This is a genomic window from Halomonas sediminis, assembly GCF_044871105.1.
Lineage (GTDB): Bacteria > Pseudomonadota > Gammaproteobacteria > Pseudomonadales > Halomonadaceae > Vreelandella > Vreelandella zhuhanensis.
In genome coordinates this window covers 2,463,076-2,488,494 of the sequence record NZ_CP085246.1, presented here as the reverse complement: position 1 = coordinate 2,488,494, position 25,419 = coordinate 2,463,076, and the positions used below count along the sequence as shown (strand labels likewise).

Below are 25,419 nucleotides of genomic sequence, written 5' to 3'. Positions count from 1 at the left end.
ATGCTTATCACCGCCACGACCGGAGCCGCAATGATCGACTGGCGCGCTATTGATACCGTCCTGCTGGACATGGATGGCACCTTGCTGGACCTGCATTTCGACAGCCATTTCTGGCTCGACCATCTGCCCCGACGTTATGCCGAACTGCACCGTCTGGATGAAGCCACCCAAGAGACATTGCGTGCGCGGATCATCCGCGAGCAAGGCACGCTCAACTGGTACAGTCTGGCGTACTGGAGTCGGGAGCTCGGGGTGGATATCGTCGCCCTTAAGCGCGAAATCCAACACCTGATTGGTCTGCGCGGCGATGCTCTGGACTTTCTCCAATGGCTTAAACAAGCTCACCCTCGCGTGGTGCTGGCAACCAATGCCGATCGTGAAAGTCTGGCACTCAAGCTGCCATTGACAGGCATCGAACAATATCTGGATGCAATTGTCTCATCGGCCGACCTCGGCGTGCCCAAGGAAGCTCAGGAATTCTGGTTTGCCTTGCAGGACGTCGAACCGTTCGATCCCGAACGCACCTTGTTCATCGATGATAATGCCGCCGTACTGGAAAGTGCTCGTGAGTTCGGGATTCGTTATTTGATGGGTATCAAGCAGCCTGATAGCCGCAAGCCCGAGAAGGAATTGGAAGAATTCATTGCGCTGGATCGTTTCGCGCGTTTGCTACCCTCGGAATTACCCTACCCCTAAGGAGAGAGCGAATGAGCGACACTGTACGCCTGGATAAATGGCTATGGGCGGCGCGTTTTTTCAAGACTCGCCAATTGGCAAAGAAGGCCATAGAAGGCGGCAAGATTCACTACAACGGCGGGCGCTCGAAAACCAGCAAGATCGTTGAGCAGGGGGCATTGATTCGCGTGCCCCAAGGTTGGGATATTCTCGAAGTGGAAGTGCTTGCGGTTTCCGACCAGCGCCGGGGGGCACCGGAAGCCCGCAAGCTTTATGAAGAAACCCCCGAGAGCCGTGAACGCCGTGAACGTGAAGCCGAAGCGCGCCGGCTGACCAATGAGGTCATGCAGCATCCTTTGAAACGCCCGGACAAGAAACAGCGCCGCGACATCCAACGGTTTCAACGCCATCAGGGCGATGAATGAACCGAATTGAGAGTTCTGAATTGAGAGTGATATGACCGACCAGATACAACGATTCCTGTTTGACCAGACCAACGTGCGCGGTGAAATCGTCACCCTGGAGAGCGCCTATCAGGAAGTGCTCGATCGCCATCAATACCCAGCGGCGGTCAATGCGCTGTTGGGTGAATTGCTGGCAGCCGTGGCGCTTTTGACCGATACCGTCAAACTCGACGGTACCCTGAGCATCGAAGTGCGAGGCCAGGGAGTGCTTTCCTTGTTGATGGCCGAGTCCAACCCCGGCGGTGAGTTGCGCGCGATTGCTCGGGTGGCTGAAGACGCCAGTTTGCCGGCAGAGCATGCCGAATTTCGCGAATTGGTGGGTAATGGACAGATCGTGATCACTCTGGATCCACGCGAGGGCAATCGCTATCAAGGCATCGTAGCGCTGGATCATCCCAGCCTGGCGGGCTGCCTGGAAGCGTATTTCTCCCAATCCGAACAGCTGCCCACTCGCCTGTGGCTAGCGGCGGATGGCAAGCGGGCCGGGGGAGTTTTGCTGCAACGCCTGCCGCAGCAGGCGCAGAATCAGGATGTGGATGCCTGGGAACGTAGCGTTGTGTTGGGCGATACCGTCACGGCCGAGGAATTGTTGGGTCTTGAACAGCGCGAGGTGCTGTATCGGCTGTATCACGAGGAAACCGTGCGGGTGTTCGAGCCCAAGACGCTGCGCTTTGGATGCACCTGTTCGCGTGAGCGTATGGGGGCTGGGCTATTGACGCTGGGAGCGGATGAGCTGCGCGATATATTGGAAGAGCAGGGCGTCATCGACACCCAATGCCACTTCTGTCACTCGCGCTATCACTACACGGCGGCCGAAATTGAAACAATGTTGGATAATCCCGACGCGCCATCACCCGTGATTCACTGATTATGTAGTCGCGATTCTGGAAGTGGCTGCCGATGCCGCGAAAGCAAAGCATCACACAGTTCAGGCCTGTCAGCTCCCCAAGCAAATGAGCGTTTTAATTTCAACGCGGCAGCAGCACAGCATATGGTGGTTCTGTCGTAGTTTAACTACAAGATCTTCTGCCAACGCCCCCGTTCCCTGGGGACGTTGTTTTTGGCATAATGCCCGCGTTTTCATCGAACCTGGCCCAGTAAGCGGTTGTTGCATGGGGTTGGGATGATTTTTATGGCGTCGGTGACGCCTGGTAAATGAGAGAATCGGCCCAAAGGCCAAGGAATCGACATGACCACGACTCAAGCCGCTCCCCAAGTCCATGTTAATCTCAGCAGCGCCGAACTTATCGAGCGCGCCATAGCCCGTGGTGAAGGCCGCCTGTCAGCCGATGGCGCCCTGGTAGTCAACACGGGTGACCGTACCGGCCGTTCACCCAAGGACCGCTTCATCGTCGACGAGCCCTCGACTCGCGATCACATCGATTGGGGCAGCGTCAACCGCCCGTTCGATGCAGATAAGTTCGATGCTCTCTGGGGGCGGATTGACGATTATCTGGCCAGTGCCGATCACTTCGTTTCCGAACTGCATGTCGGCAGTGATCCGACGTATTATCTGCCGGTACGTGTGACGACCGAAACCGCGTGGCACAACCTCTTCGGACGCACCATGTTCGTGCGCCCCGAGGTATACAACCCCAGCGCCAAGAATAACTGGCAGATTCTCAATGCGCCGTTTTTCGAATGTGAGCCCAACCGCGACGGGACTAACTCCAGCGGTTGCGTGATTATCAACTTCGCCCAGCAGAAGGTGTTGATCGCCGGCATGCGCTACGCCGGGGAAATGAAGAAGGCGATGTTCTCGGTACAGAACTTCCTGTTGCCGGCATCCGATGTACTGCCCATGCATTGCTCGGCTAACGTCGGAGAAGATGGTGAAACCTGCCTGTTCTTCGGCCTTTCCGGTACCGGCAAGACCACGCTCTCCGCCGACCCGGCACGTTATCTCATCGGTGACGACGAGCATGGCTGGGGTGAAGGCACGGTATTCAATTTCGAAGGGGGTTGCTACGCCAAATGTATCGACCTTTCCGAGAAAAATGAGCCGGTAATCTGGAAGGCCATCAAGTTCGGTACCGTGCTGGAAAACGTGGTGTTGAATGACCGTCGCGAACCCAATTACGCCGATGACGGCCTGACCCAGAACTCGCGTGCCGCTTACCCGCTTGAGCACATCGAAAAGCGTGTCCTGGAAAACCGTGCCGGTGAACCCAACGCCATCGTCTTCTTGACCTGCGACATGTCCGGGGTATTGCCGCCGGTGTCCGTGTTGAGCAAGGAAGCCGCAGCGTACCATTTCCTTTCCGGTTACACCGCCAAGGTAGGGTCCACCGAGATGGGGGCTGCCGACGGGCTTGAAGCTACCTTTTCGACCTGCTTCGGCGCGCCGTTCTTCCCGCGTCCTGCCCGTGAATACGCCGATCTCCTCATCAAGCGGGTGGATGCCAAGGATGCCCAGGTCTATCTGGTCAATACCGGCTGGACCGGGGGTGCCTACGGTGAAGGGGGGGCTCGCTTCTCGATTCCCACCACGCGTGCCATTATCAGCGCGATTCAGTCCGGTATGCTGCGTGATGTAGAAACACGCCATGTGGACGGCCTCAATCTGGCGGTGCCGGTTGCCGTGCCGGGGGTGGATTCCAGCCTGCTCGATCCGCGCGACACCTGGGAAGACCGTGCTGCCTATGACCGCAACCTCCAGGAGCTGGCGGCCAAGTTCGTGGATAACTTCAAGAAATTCGAAGGCGTCAGTGAAGCCATCGTCAAAGCCGGTCCCCAGCTGACCTGAACGAACGTTAGGCTTGGGTAATATTTGCCTGGATGAGAACTGACAGCTCAAACGATAGTCTGAACGGGGGAAGCGTATATCGCTTCTCCCGTTGTGTTTCTGGCATCTGGGGAGAAGGGCGAAGAATCTTTTACAGCCTTGATACATATCAGGCAGGAGAACTCTGATGAAGCGTCGGCATTTTTTAGGGTTGGCAGCGGCTACCGGTCTGGTGGGGAGTTTGCCGGGTGTCGCGTTTGGCTTCCCACGGTTGAAACTTTCACGTGCTGCCGACATAACACCACTCGAACTCAGCGATGCCGAGTGGCAGGAAAGACTGACTGCGGCGCAGTATGACGTCCTGCGTGACCATGCCACGGAGGCGGCCTTTTCCAGCCCATTGAACGATGAATGGAGAGAAGGTCGCTATCATTGCGCCGGCTGCGATCTGGTGTTGTTCGAAAGCGCCATGAAGTTCGAGTCGGGTACCGGCTGGCCAAGCTTTTTCGAGCATGTAAAAGGGCACCTGTTGTCGGAACTGGACTTCAGCATGATCTGGCCGCGTACCGAATATCACTGCGCGCGTTGTGAGGGTCACCAGGGGCATGTCTTCGAGGATGGACCTGAGCCTAGCGGCTTGCGGTGGTGCAACAATGGGGTGGCATTGCGCTTCGTACCGGCATGAAGCGACATTGCGGCGATTGTGATACCTTGTCGCATCTTTGATGCCGCATGAGTTATTTGCGATATATGAATGTCAATCAGCGTATTATCTCGCGCCTTGCCGACGAGCTTGCCGTTCGCCCTCAGCAGGTAACCGCCACTGTCGAGTTGCTTGATGGCGGCGCCACCGTGCCTTTCATTGCCCGTTACCGCAAGGAAGTTACCGGTGCCCTGGACGACACCCAGTTGCGCCAACTGGACGAACGCCTGCGTTACCTGCGTGAGTTGGAAGAACGGCGTGCCGCGGTCATCGCCGCCATCGATGAACAGGGCAAGCTGAGCGATGACTTGGCGGCCAAGCTGCAAGCCGCGGATACCAAGCAACGGCTGGAAGACCTTTACCTTCCCTACAAGAAAAAGCGTCGCACCAAGGCACAGATAGCTCGTGAGGCCGGCCTGGAACCGCTTGCCGATGCTTTGCTTGGCGACCCGACGCTGATCCCGGAAACCGAGGCCGCCCACTACCTGCGTCCCGCTGAAGGCGATATTGCTGCCATCGAGGATGCCAAGGCGGCACTCGACGGTGCCAAGCAGATTCTGATGGAGCGCTTTGCCGAAGACCCGGAATTGATCGGCATGCTGCGCGAACGGTTATGGGCCGAAGGGCGGCTGAGCGCCCGTGTGCTGGAAGGCAGACAGCAGGAAGGCGCCAAGTTCTTCGATTATTTCGAACATGATGAAGCCCTTGCCAAGGTGCCTTCCCACCGGGCGCTGGCCATGTTCCGGGGGCGCAACGAAGGCGTACTGAGCCTGGCGATTCGTTTGCCGGGGGAAGAGGAGGCGCCGCTGCATCCCGCCCAGGTGATGATTGCCCGGCAGTTCGGCCTTCGCGATCAAGGGCGCGCTGCCGACCGCTGGTTGGCCGAGGTGGTGCGCTGGACCTGGCGGGTGAAACTCTATACCGCCCTGGAAACAGAATTGCTGGGCCGTCTGCGTGAGCAGGCCGAGCTGACCGCAATCGAGGTATTTGCCGCCAATCTGAAAGACTTGCTGTTGGCCGCGCCCGCGGGACCCAAGGTCACCCTGGCGATCGACCCCGGCCAGCGTACCGGCTGCAAGGTGGCGGTGGTGGATGCCACTGGCCAGTTCGTGGCGCATACCACCATCTACCCTCATGCGCCGCAGAAGCAATGGCGGGAATCCCTGGCCGAGCTCGCCCGCTTGGCGAAAACCCATGCTGTGGAGCTGGTGGCCATCGGCAATGGTACCGCCAGCCGTGAAACCGACAAGCTGGCCGCCGAACTGGTACAGCTGCTGGCGTCCGAGCAGCGCCTGAGCAAGGTCATGGTCAGCGAAGCGGGCGCCTCGGTGTATTCGGCCTCGGAATACGCCGCCCGTGAATTTCCCGACCTGGATGTCACGCTACGCGGCGCGGTATCGATCGCCCGGCGCTTGCAAGACCCCTTGGCGGAGCTGGTCAAGATCGAGCCCAAGTCGATCGGGGTGGGGCAATACCAGCACGATGTCTCACAGCTGCAGCTTTCGAAAAGCCTGGAAGCGGTGATCGAGGACTGTGTGAATGCCGTGGGGGTGGATCTCAATACCGCTTCCAGTGCCTTGCTTTCAAGAGTGGCGGGGCTGAGTACCACCCTGGCCGAAAACATCGTCATGCAGCGCAATCAGCAGGGCGCGTTCAAGACACGCAAGGCCTTGCTAGAGGTCAGCCGTCTGGGGCCGAAAACTTTCGAGCAGTGCGCTGGCTTCCTGCGTATCAACACCGCGGAAAACCCCTTGGACGCAAGTGCCGTCCACCCGGAAGCCTATTCGCTGGTGAAGCGCATGGCCGCGTACAGCGGGCGTGATCTGGGTGGTTTGATCGGTGACAGTGCGGCGATCAAGGCGCTCGATCCCGCCGATTTTGCCGATGAACGCTTCGGTATTCCCACCGTCAGCGACATTCTCAAGGAACTGGACAAGCCCGGGCGTGATCCGCGACCTGAATTCCGTGCCGCTGAATTTCGTGAGGGGGTGGAAACCCTGAAGGACCTGGAAGCCGGCATGGTCCTGGAGGGCACGGTAACCAACGTGACCCACTTCGGTGCCTTTGTGGACATCGGTGTTCACCAGGATGGGCTGGTGCATATTTCCGCGCTTGCCGACCGTTTTGTCGAAGACCCGCGCAGCGTGGTCAAGGCCGGTGATATCGTCCAGGTCAAGGTGATGAACGTGGATATTCCGCGCAAGCGCATCGGTCTTTCCATGCGCCTGGATGACAGCGTGGAAGAAGAGGCCGCCGCACCTTCCCGCCAGCCGGACACTAGCGCCAATGCCCGGCGTCGCCCGGCCAAGAACCGGGGAAAAGCGACACAGGAGGACAACGCCCCCATGGGAGCGTTGGGCGCGGCGCTGCTCAAGGCGCGCCGGGATAATTAAGCCTGTGATAACTAAGCCTGTGTGGCTTGAATCTTGCCATGGCGGCGCCATATCCTTCTGCTTGATGGCCCCGCCGATCGATTTCACCCAGGCCCGCCCGGCGGGCCTTTTGACAAGGAGCGTTCACCTTGCTTGAACCTCTTGCTGTGCCAAGCTCATCCACGGAGTCAATCACAAGCTCGGTGCCGACTGCCCTTACCCGGCAGGTGGATCGTCTGATCCCGGCGGCTCGCCAGGGGCGTATCAGTCGTCTGCGTCGTGGTCTGGAAAAAGAGGGCTTGCGTGTTGATCCTGACGGGCATATCGCCCAGACCCCGCACCCTTGGGCGTTAGGTTCCAAGCTGACGCATCCGCATATCACCACGGATTATTCCGAGGCCCTGCTGGAATACATCACCCCGGTATATTCCCAGCCGCGCGAGGCCTTGTCCTTCATGGCCGACCTGCACCGCTACAGTTATCGTTACCTGGGGGATGAGTTGATCTGGCCGGGCAGCATGCCCGCGCGCCTGTCGGGCAATGAAAGCATCCCGATTGCCGATTACGGTACATCCAATGTGGGCAAGATGAAAAAGGTGTATCGCAAGGGGCTGGATGTGCGCTACGGGCGCATCATGCAGGCGATTGCCGGGGTGCATTACAACGTCTCACTGGCCGACGACATGTGGCAAGCGCTGCGTGAACTGGATGACGCCGCCGCAACGCCGTTCAACGATTATCGCTCGACACGCTATTTCGGTTTGATTCGGCATTTCCGGCGCCACAGCTGGCTGCTGCTCTATCTGTTCGGTGCCTCACCGGCCATCGACAAGAGCTTTCTCGACAAGCACGCCCTGCCCGGCGGCAAGGTGCCGGAAAAACTCAAGGTGCTCGATGAGCAGACGTACTTTGCGCCTTACGCGACGACCCTGCGCATGTCCGACCTGGGCTATCAGAACAAGGTGCAGGCGCAGCTCAAGATCTGCTTCAATTCCCTGTCGAATTACGTCAATACCTTGCGCCATGCGATTTCCAGCCCCTGGCCGGATTATGAAAAGCTGGGCGTCAAGGTTACCGACGAATCGGGCGAGACGCACTGGCAACAGCTTAACGCCAATATCCTGCAGATCGAAAACGAGTACTACAGCGATATTCGCCCCAAGCGCGTGGCACGTCACAACGAAACCCCAAGCCAGGCACTCGAAGCGCGTGGCGTGGAGTACATCGAAGTGCGCTGCCTGGATCTCAACCCCTTCGATGCCTTGGGGATTACCGAAACGCAGATGCGCTTCATGGATACCTTCCTGATGTGGTGCCTGCTCAGCGACAGCCCCTGGATCAGCGATGAGGAATGTGACCGCCTGGACGACAACCGGCGCCTGGTGGTAGAGCGCGGTCGTGACCCGGCGTTGCGTCTGCTCAATGATGGCGATGCCTGTTCCATCGCCCAGTGGGGTGGGCAAATCTTTGCGGAAATGGCCGAGGTAAGCCGGTTGCTGGATGCCATGGAAGATGGCTCGCCGCATGCCGAGGCGTTGCAGGCCCTGGCGCCACTGCTGGAAAGCCCGGAGCTCACTCCTTCCGGTCGCTTGTTGACTCGTCTGCAGGTCAATCAGGAATCGCTGAGCGATGCCATGCTGGCGCTGGCCAAGCAACAGCAGGCGGAATTTATGGCGCAACCTGCGTCTCAACGTGCCCGGGAGGCGTTGCTGGAGCAGTTGGTGGAAACCTCCCATCAACAGCAGCAAGATATCGAACAAGCCGATACGCAGAGTTTCGATGCGTTTCTTGACGATTACTTCAGCCGGGCTCGCGAATCGCGTATATCGAGCTCGCTTGCCTCCGGAGCTGCCTCTTGAATGTCACGACCGTACGTCCGGTGGCGCTGGCGGGCCTGGCATTCTGCGCCCTGATGATGGCCGTCGCCCTGGGTCTTGAGCATATCGTCGGACTGGCACCCTGCCCGCTGTGCATCTTTCAGCGTGTGGCGGTATTGGCCACGGCAGCGGTACTCGCGGTGGCAGCCGTGCACAACCCTAGCGGGCGCTTGGGAACGGCGGTATACGGCGTGCTTGGGCTTGTCACTGTGGGGGGTGGCGCATTCATCGCCGGTCGGCATGTATGGTTGCAGACGCTACCTGCAGATAAAGTCCCTAGCTGCGGCCCGGGGCTGGACTATATGCTGGATATTCTACCGCTCCAGGACGTGGTGGGGATGGTGCTTTCCGGCTCGGGAGAGTGCGCCGAGATTGATTTCATGCTGCTGGGTCTTTCTCTGCCCGCCTGGACGTTGATCGGTTTTGCCATTCTGGCGCTGGTCCCGCTGAGGCTCCTTTGGCTGGCATGGGCCAAGGGCGCTAAGTTCATTCCCCAGCGGGATTGACAGCGGGAACAGGAACAGGCGAATCTAGCCTCATCAAGAGAGAGCTGGTATCACCAAGGAGAGACTTTCATGCTAAGGAGAAAATTCCATGCTCGAAGATTGTAAAAATGCCCGGGAACGCTGGGGTGGTGTGCACTCACTGATCGATCGCTGGCTGGATCAGCGCCACGAGCTACTGGTGAGTTTCGTTGAGCTCAATGATGCCTGTGATACGGAGCTTGAAACGGTCAGCAAGGCGCGGATTGACCATTTCAGTGAAGTGCTGATGGATTACATCAGTGCGGGGCATTTCGAGGTCTACCCGCAACTGGCGGAGGAGGCTCGCGCCTTCGATGATGCTCAAGCGCTGCTGATTGCCGACAAGCTGCTTGAACGCTTGGAAATGTCCACCGAATTGGTGTTGGAGTTCGATACCGATTACGCCACTGCACTGAGCTGCGAGCATAACCTTTATCGCCTGCCGGCCTGGATCGAACGTCTGTCCAAGGGGTTGAGTGACCGCTTCGTTCTCGAAGATCAGCTGATCGCCCGGATGCATGCCGTGCATAGCCCCGGCGCGGATGTTGCTTCAGCGGCACCCTGAGCGGGCTCCCTCTAGCGACAGTGCCGCTTGCCCTTGCCACCAAGCACCAGCATGCAGGGGGTCAGCAGCAAGGTAAGGGCGGTGGCAAAGGTCAAGCCGCCGGCAATGGCGCTCGACATCTGCGACCACCACTGAGCCGAAGGGGCATTGAAACCCAGGGATGGCGCAAAGAGGTTCACGTTCACCCCCAGCACCATGGGCATCAGACCCAGCACAGTGGTGATGGCGGTCAACAGTACCGGGCGCAGGCGTAGGCAACCCGCTTCAAGTGCTGCCGCGCCCGGCTCAAGCCCCGTGCCGCGCAGTTCATTGTAGGTGTCGATCAGTACGATATTGTTGTTGACCACAATGCCCGCCAAGGCAATCACCCCCATGCCGACCATCACGATACCGAAGGCTTGCCCGGTCACCAGCAGCCCCATCAAGACGCCGGCGGTGGAAAATACGATCGCCGAGAGCACCAACCCCGCCTGATAGAAACTGTTGAACTGAGTCACCAAAATCAACGCCATCAAGCCGATCGCTACCATGAAGGCGGTTCCCAGAAACTGTGCCGATTCCTGCTGATCTTCCTGTTCGCCGGCGACATTGACCATGACGCCCTCGGGCAATGAGGCAAAAGCGGCCTCGGCCAGGGCACGCAATCGCTCGTCGGCCTGGTAGCCGGGGGCCAGGCCGGCCTCCAGGGTAATTGTCCGACGACCATCGATACGGTGCAGCGTCCCTACCTTGGGACCCGGCGTGACCTCGACGAAATTGGTGATGGGCACTTGGCCGCGTGGGGTATTGAGGGTCAAGCGTTCGAGTTGGTTCAAAGAGCGCCATTGCTCAGGCAAGCGAACGCGAATGTCCACCTCGTCATTGACCCCCTGGGGGCGATAAGAGGAGACGCGCAAGCCGGTGGTCAATAATTGCACGGCACTGCCAATGGTGGTGATGTCGGTTCCGAAACGCGCCGCCGCCTCACGATCGACGTTCAGTCGCCACTCCACGCCCGGCAAGCTGCGGTTATCCTGGATATCCTCGAAACCGCCCAGCTCAGCCATCTCTTGGCGCAGAAGCTCTACTGCGTCGGCGATACGTTCCGGTTGAACGGCACTGACTTCCAGCACGATGGGTTTGCCGCCTCCGGGCCCCATCTCCTGTTCGCGAAATTCCAGAATGATCCCGGGGATATCGCGGCTGCGCTCGGCCATGTCATCCAGAATCGCTTGAGCGGGGCGTCTTTGATGCCAGTCGATCAACTGGAACTGCAGCACACCGATAACATCGTTGCCTAGCTGCTCGTTGGGCACTGCAAAGGAGCGGGCATACAGCGCCTGGACTTCGCTCATGCCGGTCAGACGTTTTTCGACGCGCTGCACGATGGCATCGGTTTCCTCGGCGGAATAATCACCTCGAGCGCGCACCAGGACTTGCGCACTGTCCGGTTCTACCGCCGGGAAAAAATCCACGCCGTGGTTGAAACGGGCATAACCGGTGTAGATCAAGGCGATCAGCAGCAAGGTAAACGTCAGTACCCAGCCAGGATGAACAAGCAGTCGGCTGAGCGTGGTGCGGTAGAACCTGCCCAGGACGGTCGAGCGTTGCTGGTCGGAGAGAGCCGCCTTGCGGGTGAAAATACTGCCTAGCGTGGGTAGAAATATCAGCGCCATGGCCAGTGACGCCAGCAGACAGAGTATTACCGTAGCCGGAAGGTACTTCATGAACTGGCCGACCACGCCGGGCCAGAACAACAGCGGAATGAACACCGCCAGGGTGGTGGCGGTGGAAGCGATCACCGGCCAGCTCATGCGCGCCGCCGCATTCAGCCAGGCATCCCGCGGGGATTGATGTTCACGCAGATGGCGGTCGGCCAGTTCACTCACCACGATGGCGCCATCGACCAGCATGCCGGCCACCAGAATCAGGGCAAACAACACCACGATATTGAGGGTGAAGCCTAAAGTGCTTATCAGCAGGATGCCGGTCAAGAAGGCGCCGGGAATGGTCAGGCCCACCAGCAAGGCGGTACGCCAGCCCATGACCGCCACCACCACAATCAACACCAGCACCACGGCGGTAAGCACATTGTTCAAAAGCTCCGAGAGCATGTCTCGCACCGTGCTGGACTCGTCCAGAATGGTGGTGATGCGCAGCGACTCCGGAAGCAAGTCCTGGGCCTCGGCGAGCCGCTCACGTACAGCGCCGATAGTGGCGATGATGTTGGCGCCGGCCCGTTTGGAAATCTCCAGTACCACCGCCGGCTGGCCATCAATGCGCGCGAAGCCTTGCGGGTCCTTGAAAGTGGGGTGAATCCGGGCGACATCGCCGAAGGTGACCACACGATCCCCTTCCACCTTGACCGGCATGTTGATGACGTCTTCCAGCGTTTCGATGATCCCGGGAACCTTCAGTGCCAGGCGACCCGCACCGGTATCCAGGCTGCCCGCGGCCACCAGGCGATTGTTGCGCGCGACCTGATTGAACAGGGTATCGAAATCCACGTCATAGCTTTCCAGCACCAGGGGGTCGATGACGATTTCCAGAAGCTCGTCACGGTCGCCGCCGATATCCACTTCCAGGACGTTGGCGATGCCTTCGAACTCCTCCTTGAGTCGCCGGGCCAGGGTGATTCGCTGGCGGGTGTCCAGTTGCCCCGAAAGCCCTAGGCTCAGTACGGGAAACTCCGAGACATTGACTTCCATGACGCGAGGTTCATCAGCCTCTGAAGGCAGGGTGGTGCGGGCGATATCGACTTGCTCGCGCACTTCCGAAAGGGCGGCGTCGGGGTCGAAACCTGGGTCGAATTCCAGGGTGATCGAGGCATGACCTTCGCTGGACTGGGCGCTGAGTTTACGCAGCCCTTCGATACCGCTCAGCTCTTGTTCCATGGGACGAACCAGTAGCCGCTCGCCATCTTCGGGGCTAACGCCTTCAAGCGAGAGTGCCACATAGACCAACGGTATGGTGACATCGGGGTTGGCTTCCTTGGGAATCACTTGCCAGGCCACGATGCCTGCCATCAAGAGCCCGAAAAGTAACAGCAGCGTGGTGCGGGCATGGGAAATCGCGGCGTCAATCAGTCGGCGCATGCTTTACTTCCTGATCTGTTTCGGCAACCACGAATTCCACACGCTCACCCACATTCACCAGCCCGCCGCCCAGCGTGATCAGTCTCAGTGGGGAGGGCAGGCCGGTTACTCGCGCGGCCTCGGCATCGGCGCTGACCAGCTCCACCTGAGTCTGTTGCACTCGATTCTGGTCATCCAGGTGCTTGACCGCCAGCTGGCCTGCTTCGTCCAGCACCAGCAAGGCAGGCGAAATGACATGCACCTGCCGGGCGGGTAGGGTGATGGTGAGTTCGGCGCTGGCACCGGCCAGACGCAAGCCCTGGGGGTTGTCGATTTCGGCTTCCACCTGAAAGCTGCGCGTGGCCTCGTCGGCTCGGCTAGCCACATAGGTCAATTCGCCGGAAAGCTGCCTGCCGTCGAGCAGGCGCACATCCACCGCAAGCCCCGGACTTAACTCACGAACGCGCTGTTGAGCCACCCAGCCGCTGGCCAGCAGAGTACGGTCATCGATTAACCGCCCCCAGCTTTCTCCGACTCGGAGCAGGTCGCCAAGCTCCACGGTAATTTGATCAAGCTTCCCATCGAAGGGAGCAGTGGGGCGGGTGTCGTCATATTGACGCTCCAGCTCCGCTACATCCGCCAGACTGCGGGTGACGGCGCTACGTAAACGCAGCAAGTCAGGCTGGGAAATCAATTGCCGCTGACGCAGACTTTCGGCACCGGAAAGCTCGGCTTGTGCCAAAGCCAGCTCGTCGCGCGCCAGGGCCAGGCGTTCGGGCAACGCCTGGCTATCCAGTATCAACAAGGTATCGCCAGCACCGACACTGCTGCCCTGGGCAACAGGTAGCTCCATGACCTGACCGGTCTGGTTGACTCGCAGCGTGACGTTGCGCTGGGCCTCGAGTTGACCTTGAACACTTAGCGTAGGCAGGTAATCAGTACTGACGCGCTCGCTGACTTCCACACCAGGCGGCTCGATAGTGGCTGAGGTTGCCGCTGGAGCCTCGCTTTGAAAGTGTTGAAAATCACCCAGTGCCAACCACACCAGCAATCCGAGAGTAATCAGCGTGGCCAGAAGGTACGAAAAAGGGGGGCGTCGTCGCAGCATGAAATTCGTCCGTGTGATTCAAGGCTCTGAGCTACACTTTCAAGCTCTGAGCTGCATTATTCGAGCTGCTTATATTTGAGCTACAATTTGTGCTGCAAGGGCACACGCTATCACAAAGAAAGGCTTTTGCAGGCGTGAAGGTACCGATCTCGTGCCGGTAGATACAGGGGTAACGCCGGCACTAGCCGCAGGTCTGATTGAGTTTTACCCACGGTGAGAATACCATCTTGGCGTCTTGAGTCCGCGCCAGCGATTGCGACAAGCCTTGCTATACGCCATCTCCGGCAGTCATTCTCAGGCGAACCAACCAAGGAGCAACGATGAAAGATCCCGTACGTATTGCGATTACCGGCGGTGCCGGCCAGATTAGTTATTCTCTCATTTTCCGCATCGCCGCTGGCGATATGCTGGGACCGGATCAGCCAGTCATTCTTCAGCTGCTGGAAATTACGCCAGCCATGGATGCACTGAACGGCGTGGTGATGGAAGTCAACGATTGCGCGTTCCCGCTGGTTCAGGACATCGTTGCCACCGACGACGCGAATGTAGCGTTCAAGGATGCCGATTTCGCTTTGCTGGTCGGCGCGCGCCCGCGTGGCCCGGGCATGGAGCGCAAAGACCTTCTGGAAGCCAATGCCGCGATCTTCTCTGTTCAGGGCAAGGCGCTCAACGACCATGCCAGCCGTGATGTTCGCGTACTGGTGGTGGGCAATCCGGCCAACACCAATGCTCTGATTGCCTCGTGCAACGCGCCTGATCTCAGCCCGGGTCAGTTCACCGCCATGACCCGTCTGGATCATAACCGTGCTCTGACCCAGTTGGCGCAGAAGACCAACAAGCACGTCACCGATATCGACGGTATGATCATCTGGGGCAACCATAGTGCCACCCAGTATCCGGACCTGGCCCACTGCCGTGTCGATGGCAAGGCTGCTTTCGATCTGGTCGAGCGCGACTGGTACGAGAACGATTTCATTCCCACCGTGCAGCAGCGCGGTGCGGCGATCATCAAGGCGCGCGGTGCCTCTTCCGCGGCCTCTGCAGCCTCTTCCGCCATCGACCACATGCACGACTGGGCGTTGGGTTGCGAAGGTATCGTCAGCATGGCGATTCCGTCCGACGGAAGCTACGGTATCGAGGAAGGCATCATCTATTCCTACCCGGTACGCTGCAAGAGCGGTGATTATGAAATCGTTCAGGGCTATGAGCTCGACGATTTCAGCAAGGCCAAGATGAAAGCGACGGAAGAAGAACTGCGCGCTGAGCGTGCGGCCGTCGAACATCTGCTCGGCTAAGTATCGGCTGAGCCGGTAAATCGAAAACGCCCCGACGACCTGAGTCGTCGGGGCGTTTTTTTTGTCAGCTGGTCGTCGTCATTGGCTGAGCTTTGTACTCAGTCACGTAGACTCATGATGCGCCACTGACGTTCTTCCGCCACTCGGCGCAGGATGGGATCGGGGTCGACGGCAATAGGATGTTCGATTTTTTCCAGCAGGGGCAAGTCGTTATGTGAGTCGCTGTAGAACCAGGCATCCTCAAGGGTGATGTCCTGATCTTCCAGCCATTGTTCCAGACGTTTGACTTTACCTTCCTGATAGCTGGGAATGCCGGTAATGCCCCCGGTATAGCGCCCTTCATGGACTTCCGGTTCCACCGCAATAAGGTGGTCCACGCCCAGGCGTTCGGCAATCGGGCCGGTAATGAAACGGTTGGTGGCGGTAATGATCAACAGCACATCGCCACGGGTGCGGTGGCGGGCGAGAAGCTCCTCGGCCTTGGGCAGAATATGCGGTTCGATCTTGGCCGCCATGAACTGCTGATGCCAGGCGACAAGCTGCTCGGGAGAATTTTCAGCCAGGGGCTTCAGGGCAACCTCCAGGAATGCCTTGATATCCAGGGTGCCGGCGTTGTAGTCGGCCATGAAACGTTCGTTGGCTTCGCTGTAACTTTCTGGATCGACGGCGCCCTGTTCGAGCAAGAACTCACCCCAGGCGTGATCGCTGTCGATGGATAGCAGCGTATTGTCCAGATCGAAAATGGCCAGACTCACGGCGCTCCCCTTAGTGTGGTTTGTGTTAGGTAGTTTAGCGGGAGCGGATTATCGCAGAGTCGCGGGGCTATTCCCACTGATCGCGCCCCGACCAAAGGACAAGGCGAATTGAGTCAAGAAGCGCCGAAGGAGTAACGCGGCGCAAAGCGTAAAACATGATCGGAAGCGGTTTGTATTGATGGGGTTGATCGCCTTGTGGAAAAATGGGGCAATTGAAAATTTAATAAGGTGATGTCCGTGATCGACGCTGACGGCTTTCGCCCCAATGTTGGCATTATCCTTGCCAATAGCCAGGGGCAACTGCTTTGGGCGCGTCGGGTAGGACAGAATGCGTGGCAGTTTCCTCAGGGAGGCATCAATGCGAACGAGACATCGCGAGAGGCGCTTTTTCGTGAACTTCATGAAGAAGTTGGTCTGACCGCCGATGATGTCGAAATAATCGCTTGTACCCGGGGGTGGCTGCGCTACCGCCTGCCACGACGCATGATTCGTACCCAGTCCCGGCCGATTTGCATCGGCCAGAAACAGAAATGGTATCTACTCAGGATTCGCTGCCAGGAAAACAGAATCTGTATGACCGCCTCTCCCAAACCGGAATTTGATGGTTGGCGTTGGGTCAGTTATTGGTATCCACTGGGGCAGGTGGTGCCTTTCAAGCGGGAGGTCTATCGCCGAGCGCTGCGTGAGTTGTTGCCGCGGCTTCAGTACCTGGCTCAGGGGGATGAATGTTAAGGTTGTCGTTTTACTTACCCCTTGCCCAAGAGCGGGCACTTTATGCCAGGGAATTTCTCAGCGAGGCTAATAATGAAAACTAAGATGTCAATGCTGGAGGTTCTGCGTCGAATAATTCAGGAAGTCAACGGAGCGCGCAATCTGGATGCCGCTCTGTCGACCATGGTGCGGCGTATTCGCAAGGCGATGAAAACGGATGTTTGTTCGTTTTATCTCTACGACAAGGAAATGGAAACCCTGGTGTTGATGGAAACCATCGGCTTGCGTACCCAGGCGGTCGGGCGAGTCGTATTGCCGGTGGGAGAGGGACTGGTGGGATTGGTCGCCAAACGCAGTGAACCCCTCAATCTGGAAGATGCGCGAATCCATCCTCACTTTCGCTATTTTGAAGCGACCGGCGAAGAGCGTTATTCCAGTTTCCTTGGGGTGCCGATTATTCATCAACGCCGCATGCTGGGTGTGCTTGTGGTGCAACAGGCGGAAAAGCGTAGTTACGATGATGAAGATGAGGCTTTTCTGGTGACCATGGCGGCGCAGTTGGCCGGGGTGCTGGCGCATGCCTTGGCCACCGGCAACTTGTCGCGTCCGTTGTTGGCCGACGGCCAGGCCACGTTTTCCGGCGTGGCTGCCTCGCCGGGCATGGCAATGGGCGAGGCGGTGGTCATTGCTCCTCCGGCGGATCTCAATAGCGTGCCGGACCTGGTGCCCAGCGATCAGGAGTACGAGATCACCCGCCTCAAGCAAGCCATTGGCCGCACCCGCGCCGAAATTCGCGCGGCGGGGGAGCGTCTGGCCAGCCGGATCTCGGCCCAGGAACTGGCGTTGTTCGATGTCTATCAACAGATGCTGGGGGAAGCGGCGCTTTCCAAAGAGGTGGAAAAGCGTATCCGTGAAGGACAATGGGCACCGGGGGCACTTGCCGACGTGGTGCGCCGGCATGTGCAGTATCTGGAACGTGTCGACGATAACTACCTGCGTGAACGCGCAACGGATATCCGCGACCTGGGGCGCCGAGTACTGGCGCATCTACAGGAAGATACGCCTTCCACGCCCGAGATCTACCCGGATGAAACCATTCTTGTCGGGGATGAAATAAGTGTCGCCATGTTGGGGGAGGTGCCGCGTGAAAAGCTGCGTGGGCTAGTCTCGGTGCGTGGTTCAAGCACCTCGCATGTTGCTATTGTGGCACGGGCCATGGGCATTCCCACCGTGCTGGGCATGGTTGACTTGCCATTGCATCGGTTATCCGGGGCGCCGGTGGTGCTGGATGGCCACCGGGGGCGATTGTTCGTGCGTCCCGCGCCAGAGCTCCGGGTGCGCTACCAGACGCTTATTGACGAAGAACTGGCCTTGGGCGAACTGCTGGAGCATGAGCAGGACTTGCCCAGCGAAACCCCCGATCACTACAACATGCCCTTGATGGTCAACACCGGCCTGGCGGTAGAGGCCTCCAATCTGCTCAAGCGACGCATTAGTGGGGTGGGGCTGTATCGTACCGAAGTCCCGTTCATGATTACCGAGCGTTTTCCAGGCGAGAAGGAACAGACCCGCCTGTATCGCGACCAGCTGGAAAGCTTCTCGCCGCTACCGGTGGTCATGCGCACCCTGGACATAGGCGGTGACAAGGACCTGCCCTATTTCCCTATCGATGAAGCCAATTCCTTTCTGGGCTGGCGAGGAATGCGGGTGACGCTGGACCATCCGGAAGTACTGATGGTGCAGCTGCGGGCCATGCTTAAGGCCTCCCATGAGTTGGACAACCTGTACGTGCTATTCCCCATGATCACCAACGTGGAAGAGGTTGATGAGGCGCTGCGCCTGCTCGACCGAGCCATCGTGGAACTCAAGGAAGAGGGTGCCGAGGTCAAGCGGCCCAAGGTGGGGGTGATGATTGAAGTGCCTGCCACCATCTATCAAATGGATGCCTTGGCCGAGCGGGTGGATTTCTTCTCGGTAGGCAGCAACGACCTGACACAGTATCTGCTGGCGGTGGATCGTAACAATCCGCGTGTAGCGGATCTCTACGATGCCTTGCACCCTGCGGTGCTGGCGGCATTGGATGAGGTGGCCCGCGACGCCAAGCGGCTGGAACGGCCGATTTCATTATGTGGAGAATTGGCCGGTGACCCTGCCGGCGCCTTGCTGCTGATGGCAATGGGCTTTACCAGCCTGTCGATGAACGCGCCGAGTCTACCCAAGGTGCGTGCTGCCATTCGTCGAGTGTCATGGACGGAGGCCAAGAAATTGCTGGGTGAGGTATTGGCGTTAGCGACCCCGACGGAGGTGCATCGCCATCTGGAAGCCAAGATGGATGAGTGGCAACTTTCACACCTGATGCCACCCCGGGATTAAGCGTTAATGGGTACCTTCAGACGTATTTCTCCGAGATGTGTGCCCGAGGGTCCGAAGCTTTCCTCGGTAATGGTAATGTACTCTCCACCATGCAGGCTCAGCCAGGTGGTGGCGCGGGTGCCATAGGTTTCCCCGAGGATGAATGCCGCGGAAAGTTGTTGTTCCAAAATGAGCTCAATGCCGGTATCAGGCAGGCGTTCGAGGGGGGCGGTTCGGGTATTCTGAATTGCCTGTTTCACTCGGTCCGGCCAATGGTCTTGCAGGTCTTCGTTCAGATTTTCACTCAAACGTTGGCAAACATGCGTGAGCTTGGGCCAAGGGGTATCAAGGTCGGCATTGGATAATCCGTGAACGCCGGGTGTCACCCTTTGAAGGTGCGTACTCAGGCGGCCCCGGTGCAAATGCCACAAGGCATGCTGATCGCCCACCAGCAAGTTGAACCCGGCATAGCGCTGGGCGCCGTTTTCAGCCAAGGTCTGTAACCAGGCGGACGGGTTCTTGCATTCCAGTGCCTGGCGAACCAGGGCGCCACGGCTAGGCGCTGCCAAGGGCGTGGCCATGAGAGGGTCGCGCACATTGGTCAAGGCGGCAACGCGTCCTTGCCGGTTGACCGCAAGCCAGGTGCCGCCGGCTTCAAGGTCACGCCCGCCGACAATATGTGGCGCATCGGGCCAGCTTGACAGCGCAGCCGCAGGGCGCGCGTGGAATTCGTCACGGTTGGCGATCAATCTCAGGGGCAGTGGACTATCCGGTTGCCAAGCAAAGGCGATCAAACACATGGCAGGTTCTCTTGTGATGAAACATAGCGTTGGCCCAAGGGTACAATCAAGCGGGCCAGGGCGTATATATGACAAGCATTTCCAGGCCACGTACACTCCACACCGTGAGCGTCAGGCGTCAGGCCTGTTTCTGCGTGCGAACAGGAAGGCGACAATAAATGGCTCAGTATGATAAGCAAGCGTATTTCTGGAGCCTGCTGATATGGCCGCTCCTCTGGCCATTGTTGGTGGCGCAGTTGTTGCTCGTACTGCTGTGCTTGAGCGTGGGTTTGGTGGTGTGGGGAATGATGCCGACCTATGTTACCTGGAGTGCGGCGGGCTGGTTGATGCTGACGCTCTTGCTCGGCAGTAGCTTGAATGTCGCTGTGTTTCTCATGCTGGTAAAATCGCGTCTCAAACATTACGAAAGCCAGTTGAATCAGCAACTGGATGACCTCGAACGGTGCACCGGTGAAGTCCGGCAATGTGGCGGTCCCTCGGCTTTGCCGCCCCTGCCAAACCGAGGTGCTGACAGTGGGTGGTCGTCCCCACTGGGGCGGCTGTCGCGCTTGACTGAGAATCTGGGAGAGCTTGCGCGCTGCGGTGCCTGTGCCGGTTCCCCGAGATCGTTGCCTGGGGCGCCGGAAAATCACCGGGAACACTCATTGCTGGAAAGCTTACAGCAGCAGCAACAGCAACTGACACAGTCACTTCTGGGGCGTGACCGAGCCCGGGAAGAATCCCGCTTGAAATCCAGTTACCTGGCATTGGTTCAGCGTGAAATCGATCAGTTGATGGATTATCTCAATGGCTTGATGTTGGAAGGCAATGCGACACCGTGGCGTAACAATATCGGAGATATGCGCGAACAATTGGCGGACATTCGTGTGCTACTTTCCAATCTGCAAGGCGCTGACGCAGCCACTGAGAAGGGGCCTGAGCCAGAGGATGAGCAAAGCACGACGCTGATGGCTTCACGCTTGAAAATCCTGGTGGTAGATGATGGTCCGGTAAATCTTATGCTGGCATGCCAGATGCTGGAGAGCCAAGGCTTTGATGTGGAGGGTGTCAGTAGCGGACAACAGGCACTAAAACGTCACGAACAGCAATACTTCGATCTGGTGTTCATGGATATTTTCATGCCTGACCTGGATGGTAAGCAGACCAGCCATTTGTGGCGTGAGCAGGAACAGGCACTCGGGCAGAAGGCTTCAGGAAAGAACAGTAGCGTGCTTGTCGCATTGACTGCCAATGCCGACCAGGCCGGGCGCGAACAATGCCTTCAGTCAGGCATGGATGACTTGCTGGCCAAGCCTTATCAGCCTGATGCCTTGCTTGACGTCATTCGCCGGTGGTTTCCCACCGTTATCGAGGAAAAACAGCAGTGAGCCAGCCTTTATGAACGCCTTGGCAACATCGGTGGGCTACCTGGGGCTGGGTGCTGCGGCCGGCACCCTGGCCGGGCTTTTCGGCGTGGGGGGTGGCTTGATCATCGTGCCCGCTCTGGCATTTGCCTTCACGTTGCAAGGAGTGGCGCCGGAAATCATCATGCATCTGGCGGTGGGGACTTCGCTCGCTACCATTGTGGTGACGGCGACTTCCTCGGCCTTGGGGCATTTTCGCAAGGGGAGTCTTTACCGGCCTTGGTTTCTGGCATTGCTGCCAGGGTTGATGCTCGGGGCGGTGGGCGGTGTTTTTGTCGCCGATACATTATCCAGTACCGTATTGGGCACCCTGTTCGGGGTGTTTGTACTGCTGGTGGCCGTGAAAATGGCCTTGGGGTTGGCGCCCAAGCCTGGCTCCATAGCGCCAGGCAAGCTCGGCATGGGGATTGCCGGCGGGGTGATTGGAGGTATTTCCGCGTTGTTCGGCATCGGTGGCGGTACTCTGGCCGTGCCCTGGCTATCGCGTTGCGGCGCGACCATGACCCAGGCGGTGGGTACGTCAGCGGCTTGTGGGCTACCCATCGCTCTGTTCGGGGCGCTGACCTTCATTGTGGTCGGTTGGGGACACCCGTTGCTCCCTGATTGGGCCAGCGGTTTTGTCATGTGGCCGGCTTTTTTGGGTATCGTCATTGCCAGCGTACCTTTCGCTCACCTGGGCGTGAAACTAGCTCATGTATTACCGGCGCGCGTATTGCGCTTGGCCTTTGCCGGATTATTGGCAATCGTGGGGATGCGTTTTCTATTGACGTAAGCCCATCGTAGGAACACTCATTCACAGTCCTTAAAACCAGACAGACTTTTAAGACAGACTTAGAGAGAACCGATGCTGACATACCCCGATATCGATCCGGTCGCCATTGCCATAGGGCCTATCCAGGTACATTGGTATGGCCTGATGTACGTCATCGGCTTCGTCGCCGCCTGGTGGTTAGGCTGTCGCCGTGCCCCGCGTATCGGCTTGAACAAGGATGACGTGGGCGACTTGCTGTTCTACTGCGCGATTGGCGTGGTGGCTGGAGGCCGGCTGGGTTATGCCATCTTTTATGGGCTGGAGCAGTGGGTTGCCGATCCGTTATGGGTATTTCGGGTCTGGGATGGGGGAATGAGCTTTCACGGCGGCCTGATCGGGGTCGTTGTGGCCACGATATTCTTCGCGCGTAAGAAAAAGTTGGCGCTTTTCACTCTGGGTGATTTCATCGCACCGCTGGTCCCTATCGGTTTGGGTGCCGGGCGTATCGGTAATTTTATCAATCATGAGCTTCCCGGGCGGGTCACCAACCTGCCATGGGGCATGCCATTTCCGGGTATGGGGCCGGAGCCACGCCATCCCACGGCATTGTATGAGGCGCTGCTGGAAGGTGCTGTGTTGTTTACTGTTCTATGGTGGGTATCAAGCAAGCCACGCGCGCGTGGGCTGGTTTCCGGTTTGTTCCTGCTGCTTTACGGTCTGTTCCGTTTTGCCGTTGAGTTTGTGCGCTTGCCGGACCCGCATATCGGTTTCATCGCTTTCGGCTGGGTAACCATGGGTATGCTGCTTTCACTGCCCATGATCGTTCTCGGTGGGCTGTTGGTTGCGTGGTCACGCAGCCAGCCGGTGGATGGAACAAAGCGCTCGGCGTGAATAACCGTTTTACATTCAATTTGTTAATTTGACGCTGGATACACCGTGACTGCTGAAAAATTGCCTGCTATTGAGCAACCTTATCTGGATTTGATGCGCACTGTGCTGGAAAACGGCGTAGAGCGTCGCGATCGTACCGGGGTGGGGACGCGCTCCATCTTCGGTCATCAAATGCGTTTCGATCTTTCGCGTGGCTTTCCTCTGGTGACCACCAAGAAATTGCATCTGCGCTCTATCATTCACGAGCTTTTATGGTTTTTGCGCGGCGACACCAATATTGCCTACCTCAAGGAAAACGGGGTGCGTATCTGGGACGAATGGGCCGATGAAAACGGTGATCTCGGGCCGGTTTATGGTTACCAGTGGCGCAGTTGGCCTGACCCGCAGGGCGGCCATGTGGACCAGATCAGCAAGGTGCTCGCGCAGATTCGCACCAATCCGCAGTCCCGTCGTCTGATCGTTTCCGCCTGGAACCCGGCACAGGTGGATGAAATGCAGCTGCCGCCGTGCCATTGCCTGTTCCAGTTTTATGTGGCCGAGGGCAAGCTTTCCTGCCAGCTTTATCAACGTAGCGCGGACATTTTCCTGGGTGTGCCGTTCAATATCGCAAGCTACGCGCTGCTATTGAGCATGGTGGCTCAGGTGGTCGGGCTTGAACCGGGTGAGTTCGTCCATACGCTGGGCGATGCCCATTTGTACATGAATCATCTGGAACAGGCACGGGAGCAGCTGGCGCGTTCGCCGAAAGCGGCTCCTCGACTGGTACTCAATCCTGAGGTCAAGGATCTTTTTGCCTTTGGTTTCGATGATATTTCCATCGAAGACTATGAGTTTCACCCCCCGATCAAGGCCGAGGTCGCCGTATGACTGCTTCAGAAACCCTGGTGCCGGTCGCCATGATTGTCGCCATGTCCAAAAATCGTGTTATCGGCGTGGAGGGTAAGCTGCCTTGGTATTTGCCGGAAGATCTCAAGTTCTTCAAGCGTATCACCCAGGCCAAACCACTGGTAATGGGCCGAAAAACCTTTACTTCCATTGGTAGGGCGCTGCCCAATCGGCTCAATATCGTGGTTACACGCGATACTTCCTTTGCTCCCGCTGGCGTACGGGTATGTCATGACCTGGCGTCCGCCTTGGCGCTGGCCGATCAGCAAGCCACCATTGATGCAGCTGAGGAAATTATGGTGATGGGCGGCGGCGAGATCTACGCCCAGGCGCTACCCTTTGCTCAGAGGCTGTATGTCACCGAGGTTGACGTGGAAGTGGAGGGCGATACCTACTTCCCCGAGATTGACCCGGTAACGTGGCAAGAAACTCAGCGAGTCGCGGGGAGCCCTGTCGAGGGGCAGCCTGATTACGATTTTGTGGTTTATCAGCGCCGGCAGCCGAACCAGTAGGCAATGCCAAGGAGACATTGGGTATGACGCAATCTGTGCTGCAGTTACTGGAACATTTGGAGCACCGCCTGGACATGGCTAACGTGGAATTACAAACGTTGCGTGAAGAAAATGCCCAGCTCAAGGCGCAACTTCGCAACCTGGCGGCACCGCAAACGCCGGTAGCGACGGAGTCGGCATTACCCGAGCCGCAACCCCCGCCAGCGGCTACTTCCTCGTCGACTCAAGGCGAAGTGCAACCGCCACCCCGGCAGCCGGCAGCAGAAAATGTTTCAGCGGCGCAAGAGGCGCCTTCCCCTCAGACATTGCTGGCTCAATGGTATGAGCGCTATCCGAAGACGTTTTTCAAAGGCCACACCCAGCCGTTGAAAGTGGGCATTCACGAAGATTTGGCAGCCAGGGAGCCGTGGTCGAACAAGCTGATACGCCGAACCCTGGCCAGTTACGTCAACCTGCCGCGTTACCTCAAGGCCATGCGCGAGGGTTCGACACGTATCGATTTGGAAGGCAAGCCTGCAGGCGTAGTGGATAAGGCCGCCGCCCAGCACGCCGCGGAAAAACGTACCCCCGCTTCAAGGCGCAGGCCAGACGCGCGCCGTCTAGCCAAGCACCAGGCGTCTACCTCTAGCGAAAAATCGAGCGGGCAATCAGGTATCGTTGAGGATAAAGCGGCTGCCAACAGGGCCGGCAGGAATAGGCACAGCGAAGCCACTGATCGTGCTGAAAAACCCCAAGCCGTTCATTACGCTAGCGAGCCGAGTGCTGCACCCAAAAATGAAACCATGCAAAGCAAGCTTGCTGCGCTTCGGCAGAAATATGAAGGCAGCTGAGACTGCCGTGCTGAGGTTTGGTTCCGGCCCTGTCTGATGAATAATTGGAAAACAGTGTTTTTTTCTATTGCGCTCGTTGGAGTCCCGGTATAGAGTTTGCCCTGCGAGCATTGGAATATAACAAGGCTGAGCTGAGGACATGCCACATACCGTCGGGAAAAACCCCAC

22 protein-coding genes are annotated in these 25,419 nt (G+C 58.3%); 18 read left to right on the top strand and 4 right to left on the bottom strand.

Going from position 1 to position 25,419, the window contains the following annotated elements; all coding sequences use genetic code 11:
* The first annotated feature begins 30 nt into the window (after positions 1 to 30).
* The 9 genes from yrfG (at position 31) to rsd (ending at position 9,905) form a co-directional block, all read left to right on the top strand.
* Entirely contained in the window at positions 31 to 696 is a 666-nt protein-coding gene (yrfG, locus tag LG290_RS11805; protein ID WP_160417877.1) for a GMP/IMP nucleotidase, read from the top strand.
* A gap of 11 nt (positions 697 to 707) precedes the next feature.
* On the top strand, positions 708 to 1,100 hold the full coding sequence (hslR, locus tag LG290_RS11800; protein ID WP_160417878.1) for a ribosome-associated heat shock protein Hsp15: 393 nt from the start codon (positions 708 to 710) through the stop codon (positions 1,098 to 1,100).
* A gap of 31 nt (positions 1,101 to 1,131) precedes the next feature.
* Entirely contained in the window at positions 1,132 to 2,007 is an 876-nt protein-coding gene (gene hslO, locus LG290_RS11795; protein WP_499834977.1) for an Hsp33 family molecular chaperone HslO, read from the top strand.
* A 321-nt stretch (positions 2,008 to 2,328) separates the two neighbouring features.
* On the top strand, positions 2,329 to 3,885 hold the full coding sequence (locus LG290_RS11790; protein ID WP_499834976.1) for a phosphoenolpyruvate carboxykinase: 1,557 nt from the start codon (positions 2,329 to 2,331) through the stop codon (positions 3,883 to 3,885).
* Between the two features lie 166 nt (positions 3,886 to 4,051).
* Positions 4,052 to 4,549 (top strand): peptide-methionine (R)-S-oxide reductase MsrB, encoded by a 498-nt coding sequence (gene msrB / locus LG290_RS11785; RefSeq protein ID WP_499834975.1) that lies wholly within the window; start codon positions 4,052 to 4,054, stop codon positions 4,547 to 4,549.
* A gap of 65 nt (positions 4,550 to 4,614) precedes the next feature.
* The gene (locus tag LG290_RS11780) at positions 4,615 to 6,960 is read left to right on the top strand and encodes a Tex family protein (RefSeq protein WP_499834974.1); all 2,346 of its coding nucleotides are present in this window, start codon (positions 4,615 to 4,617) and stop codon (positions 6,958 to 6,960) included.
* Between the two features lie 182 nt (positions 6,961 to 7,142).
* Positions 7,143 to 8,798, top strand: a complete 1,656-nt coding sequence (gene gshA / locus LG290_RS11775) for a glutamate--cysteine ligase (protein ID WP_499837097.1) — start codon at positions 7,143 to 7,145, stop codon at positions 8,796 to 8,798.
* Positions 8,799 to 8,851: 53 nt separating this feature from the next.
* A complete protein-coding gene (locus LG290_RS11770) occupies positions 8,852 to 9,322 on the top strand; it encodes a disulfide bond formation protein B (protein WP_499837096.1) in 471 nt (156 codons plus the stop codon).
* 88 nt (positions 9,323 to 9,410) lie between these two features.
* The gene (gene rsd, locus LG290_RS11765; protein ID WP_160417884.1) at positions 9,411 to 9,905 is read left to right on the top strand and encodes a sigma D regulator; all 495 of its coding nucleotides are present in this window, start codon (positions 9,411 to 9,413) and stop codon (positions 9,903 to 9,905) included.
* An 11-nt stretch (positions 9,906 to 9,916) separates the two neighbouring features.
* Here the strand turns inward: rsd and LG290_RS11760 are convergent, their stop codons facing one another.
* A complete protein-coding gene (locus LG290_RS11760; protein WP_499834973.1) occupies positions 9,917 to 12,979 on the bottom strand; it encodes an efflux RND transporter permease subunit in 3,063 nt (1,020 codons plus the stop codon).
* Complete coding sequence (locus LG290_RS11755; protein ID WP_499834972.1) at positions 12,963 to 14,066, bottom strand: efflux RND transporter periplasmic adaptor subunit; 1,104 nt, start codon at positions 14,064 to 14,066, stop codon at positions 12,963 to 12,965. The genes LG290_RS11760 and LG290_RS11755 overlap by 17 nt, the downstream gene beginning before the upstream one ends.
* 320 nt (positions 14,067 to 14,386) lie before the next feature.
* Between LG290_RS11755 and LG290_RS11750 the strand changes: the two genes are divergently transcribed.
* A complete protein-coding gene (locus tag LG290_RS11750) occupies positions 14,387 to 15,361 on the top strand; it encodes a malate dehydrogenase (protein WP_499834971.1) in 975 nt (324 codons plus the stop codon).
* Between the two features lie 98 nt (positions 15,362 to 15,459).
* Here the strand turns inward: LG290_RS11750 and LG290_RS11745 are convergent, their stop codons facing one another.
* Entirely contained in the window at positions 15,460 to 16,116 is a 657-nt protein-coding gene (locus LG290_RS11745; RefSeq protein ID WP_499834970.1) for a histidinol-phosphatase, read from the bottom strand.
* Between the two features lie 237 nt (positions 16,117 to 16,353).
* Between LG290_RS11745 and LG290_RS11740 the strand changes: the two genes are divergently transcribed.
* Positions 16,354 to 16,848 carry an RNA pyrophosphohydrolase gene (locus LG290_RS11740; RefSeq protein WP_160417889.1) on the top strand — a complete coding sequence of 165 codons (495 nt, stop codon included), beginning with the start codon at positions 16,354 to 16,356 and terminating at the stop codon, positions 16,846 to 16,848.
* A 90-nt stretch (positions 16,849 to 16,938) separates the two neighbouring features.
* Positions 16,939 to 19,200 carry a phosphoenolpyruvate--protein phosphotransferase gene (ptsP, locus tag LG290_RS11735; RefSeq protein ID WP_499837095.1) on the top strand — a complete coding sequence of 754 codons (2,262 nt, stop codon included), beginning with the start codon at positions 16,939 to 16,941 and terminating at the stop codon, positions 19,198 to 19,200.
* Here the strand turns inward: ptsP and LG290_RS11730 are convergent.
* The gene (locus LG290_RS11730) at positions 19,197 to 19,979 is read right to left on the bottom strand and encodes an NRDE family protein (protein WP_499834969.1); all 783 of its coding nucleotides are present in this window, start codon (positions 19,977 to 19,979) and stop codon (positions 19,197 to 19,199) included. The two genes, ptsP and LG290_RS11730, sit on opposite strands and share 4 nt — an antisense overlap.
* A 158-nt stretch (positions 19,980 to 20,137) precedes the next feature.
* Between LG290_RS11730 and LG290_RS11725 the strand changes: the two genes are divergently transcribed.
* From LG290_RS11725 to LG290_RS11700, 6 genes are all read left to right on the top strand, one after another.
* Positions 20,138 to 21,346 carry a response regulator gene (locus LG290_RS11725; protein WP_160417891.1) on the top strand — a complete coding sequence of 403 codons (1,209 nt, stop codon included), beginning with the start codon at positions 20,138 to 20,140 and terminating at the stop codon, positions 21,344 to 21,346.
* Between the two features lie 10 nt (positions 21,347 to 21,356).
* Positions 21,357 to 22,154 (top strand): sulfite exporter TauE/SafE family protein, encoded by a 798-nt coding sequence (locus tag LG290_RS11720; RefSeq protein ID WP_499834968.1) that lies wholly within the window; start codon positions 21,357 to 21,359, stop codon positions 22,152 to 22,154.
* A 72-nt stretch (positions 22,155 to 22,226) separates the two neighbouring features.
* Positions 22,227 to 23,024 carry a prolipoprotein diacylglyceryl transferase gene (lgt, locus tag LG290_RS11715; RefSeq protein ID WP_160417893.1) on the top strand — a complete coding sequence of 266 codons (798 nt, stop codon included), beginning with the start codon at positions 22,227 to 22,229 and terminating at the stop codon, positions 23,022 to 23,024.
* 93 nt (positions 23,025 to 23,117) lie between these two features.
* Positions 23,118 to 23,891: a thymidylate synthase gene (locus tag LG290_RS11710; RefSeq protein ID WP_499837094.1), complete on the top strand. Its 774-nt coding sequence runs from the start codon at positions 23,118 to 23,120 to the stop codon at positions 23,889 to 23,891.
* Complete coding sequence (locus LG290_RS11705) at positions 23,888 to 24,421, top strand: dihydrofolate reductase (RefSeq protein WP_499834967.1); 534 nt, start codon at positions 23,888 to 23,890, stop codon at positions 24,419 to 24,421. The genes LG290_RS11710 and LG290_RS11705 overlap by 4 nt, the downstream gene beginning before the upstream one ends.
* A gap of 23 nt (positions 24,422 to 24,444) precedes the next feature.
* Entirely contained in the window at positions 24,445 to 25,251 is an 807-nt protein-coding gene (locus LG290_RS11700; RefSeq protein ID WP_499834965.1) for a ProQ/FINO family protein, read from the top strand.
* Positions 25,252 to 25,419: the final 168 nt, after the last annotated feature.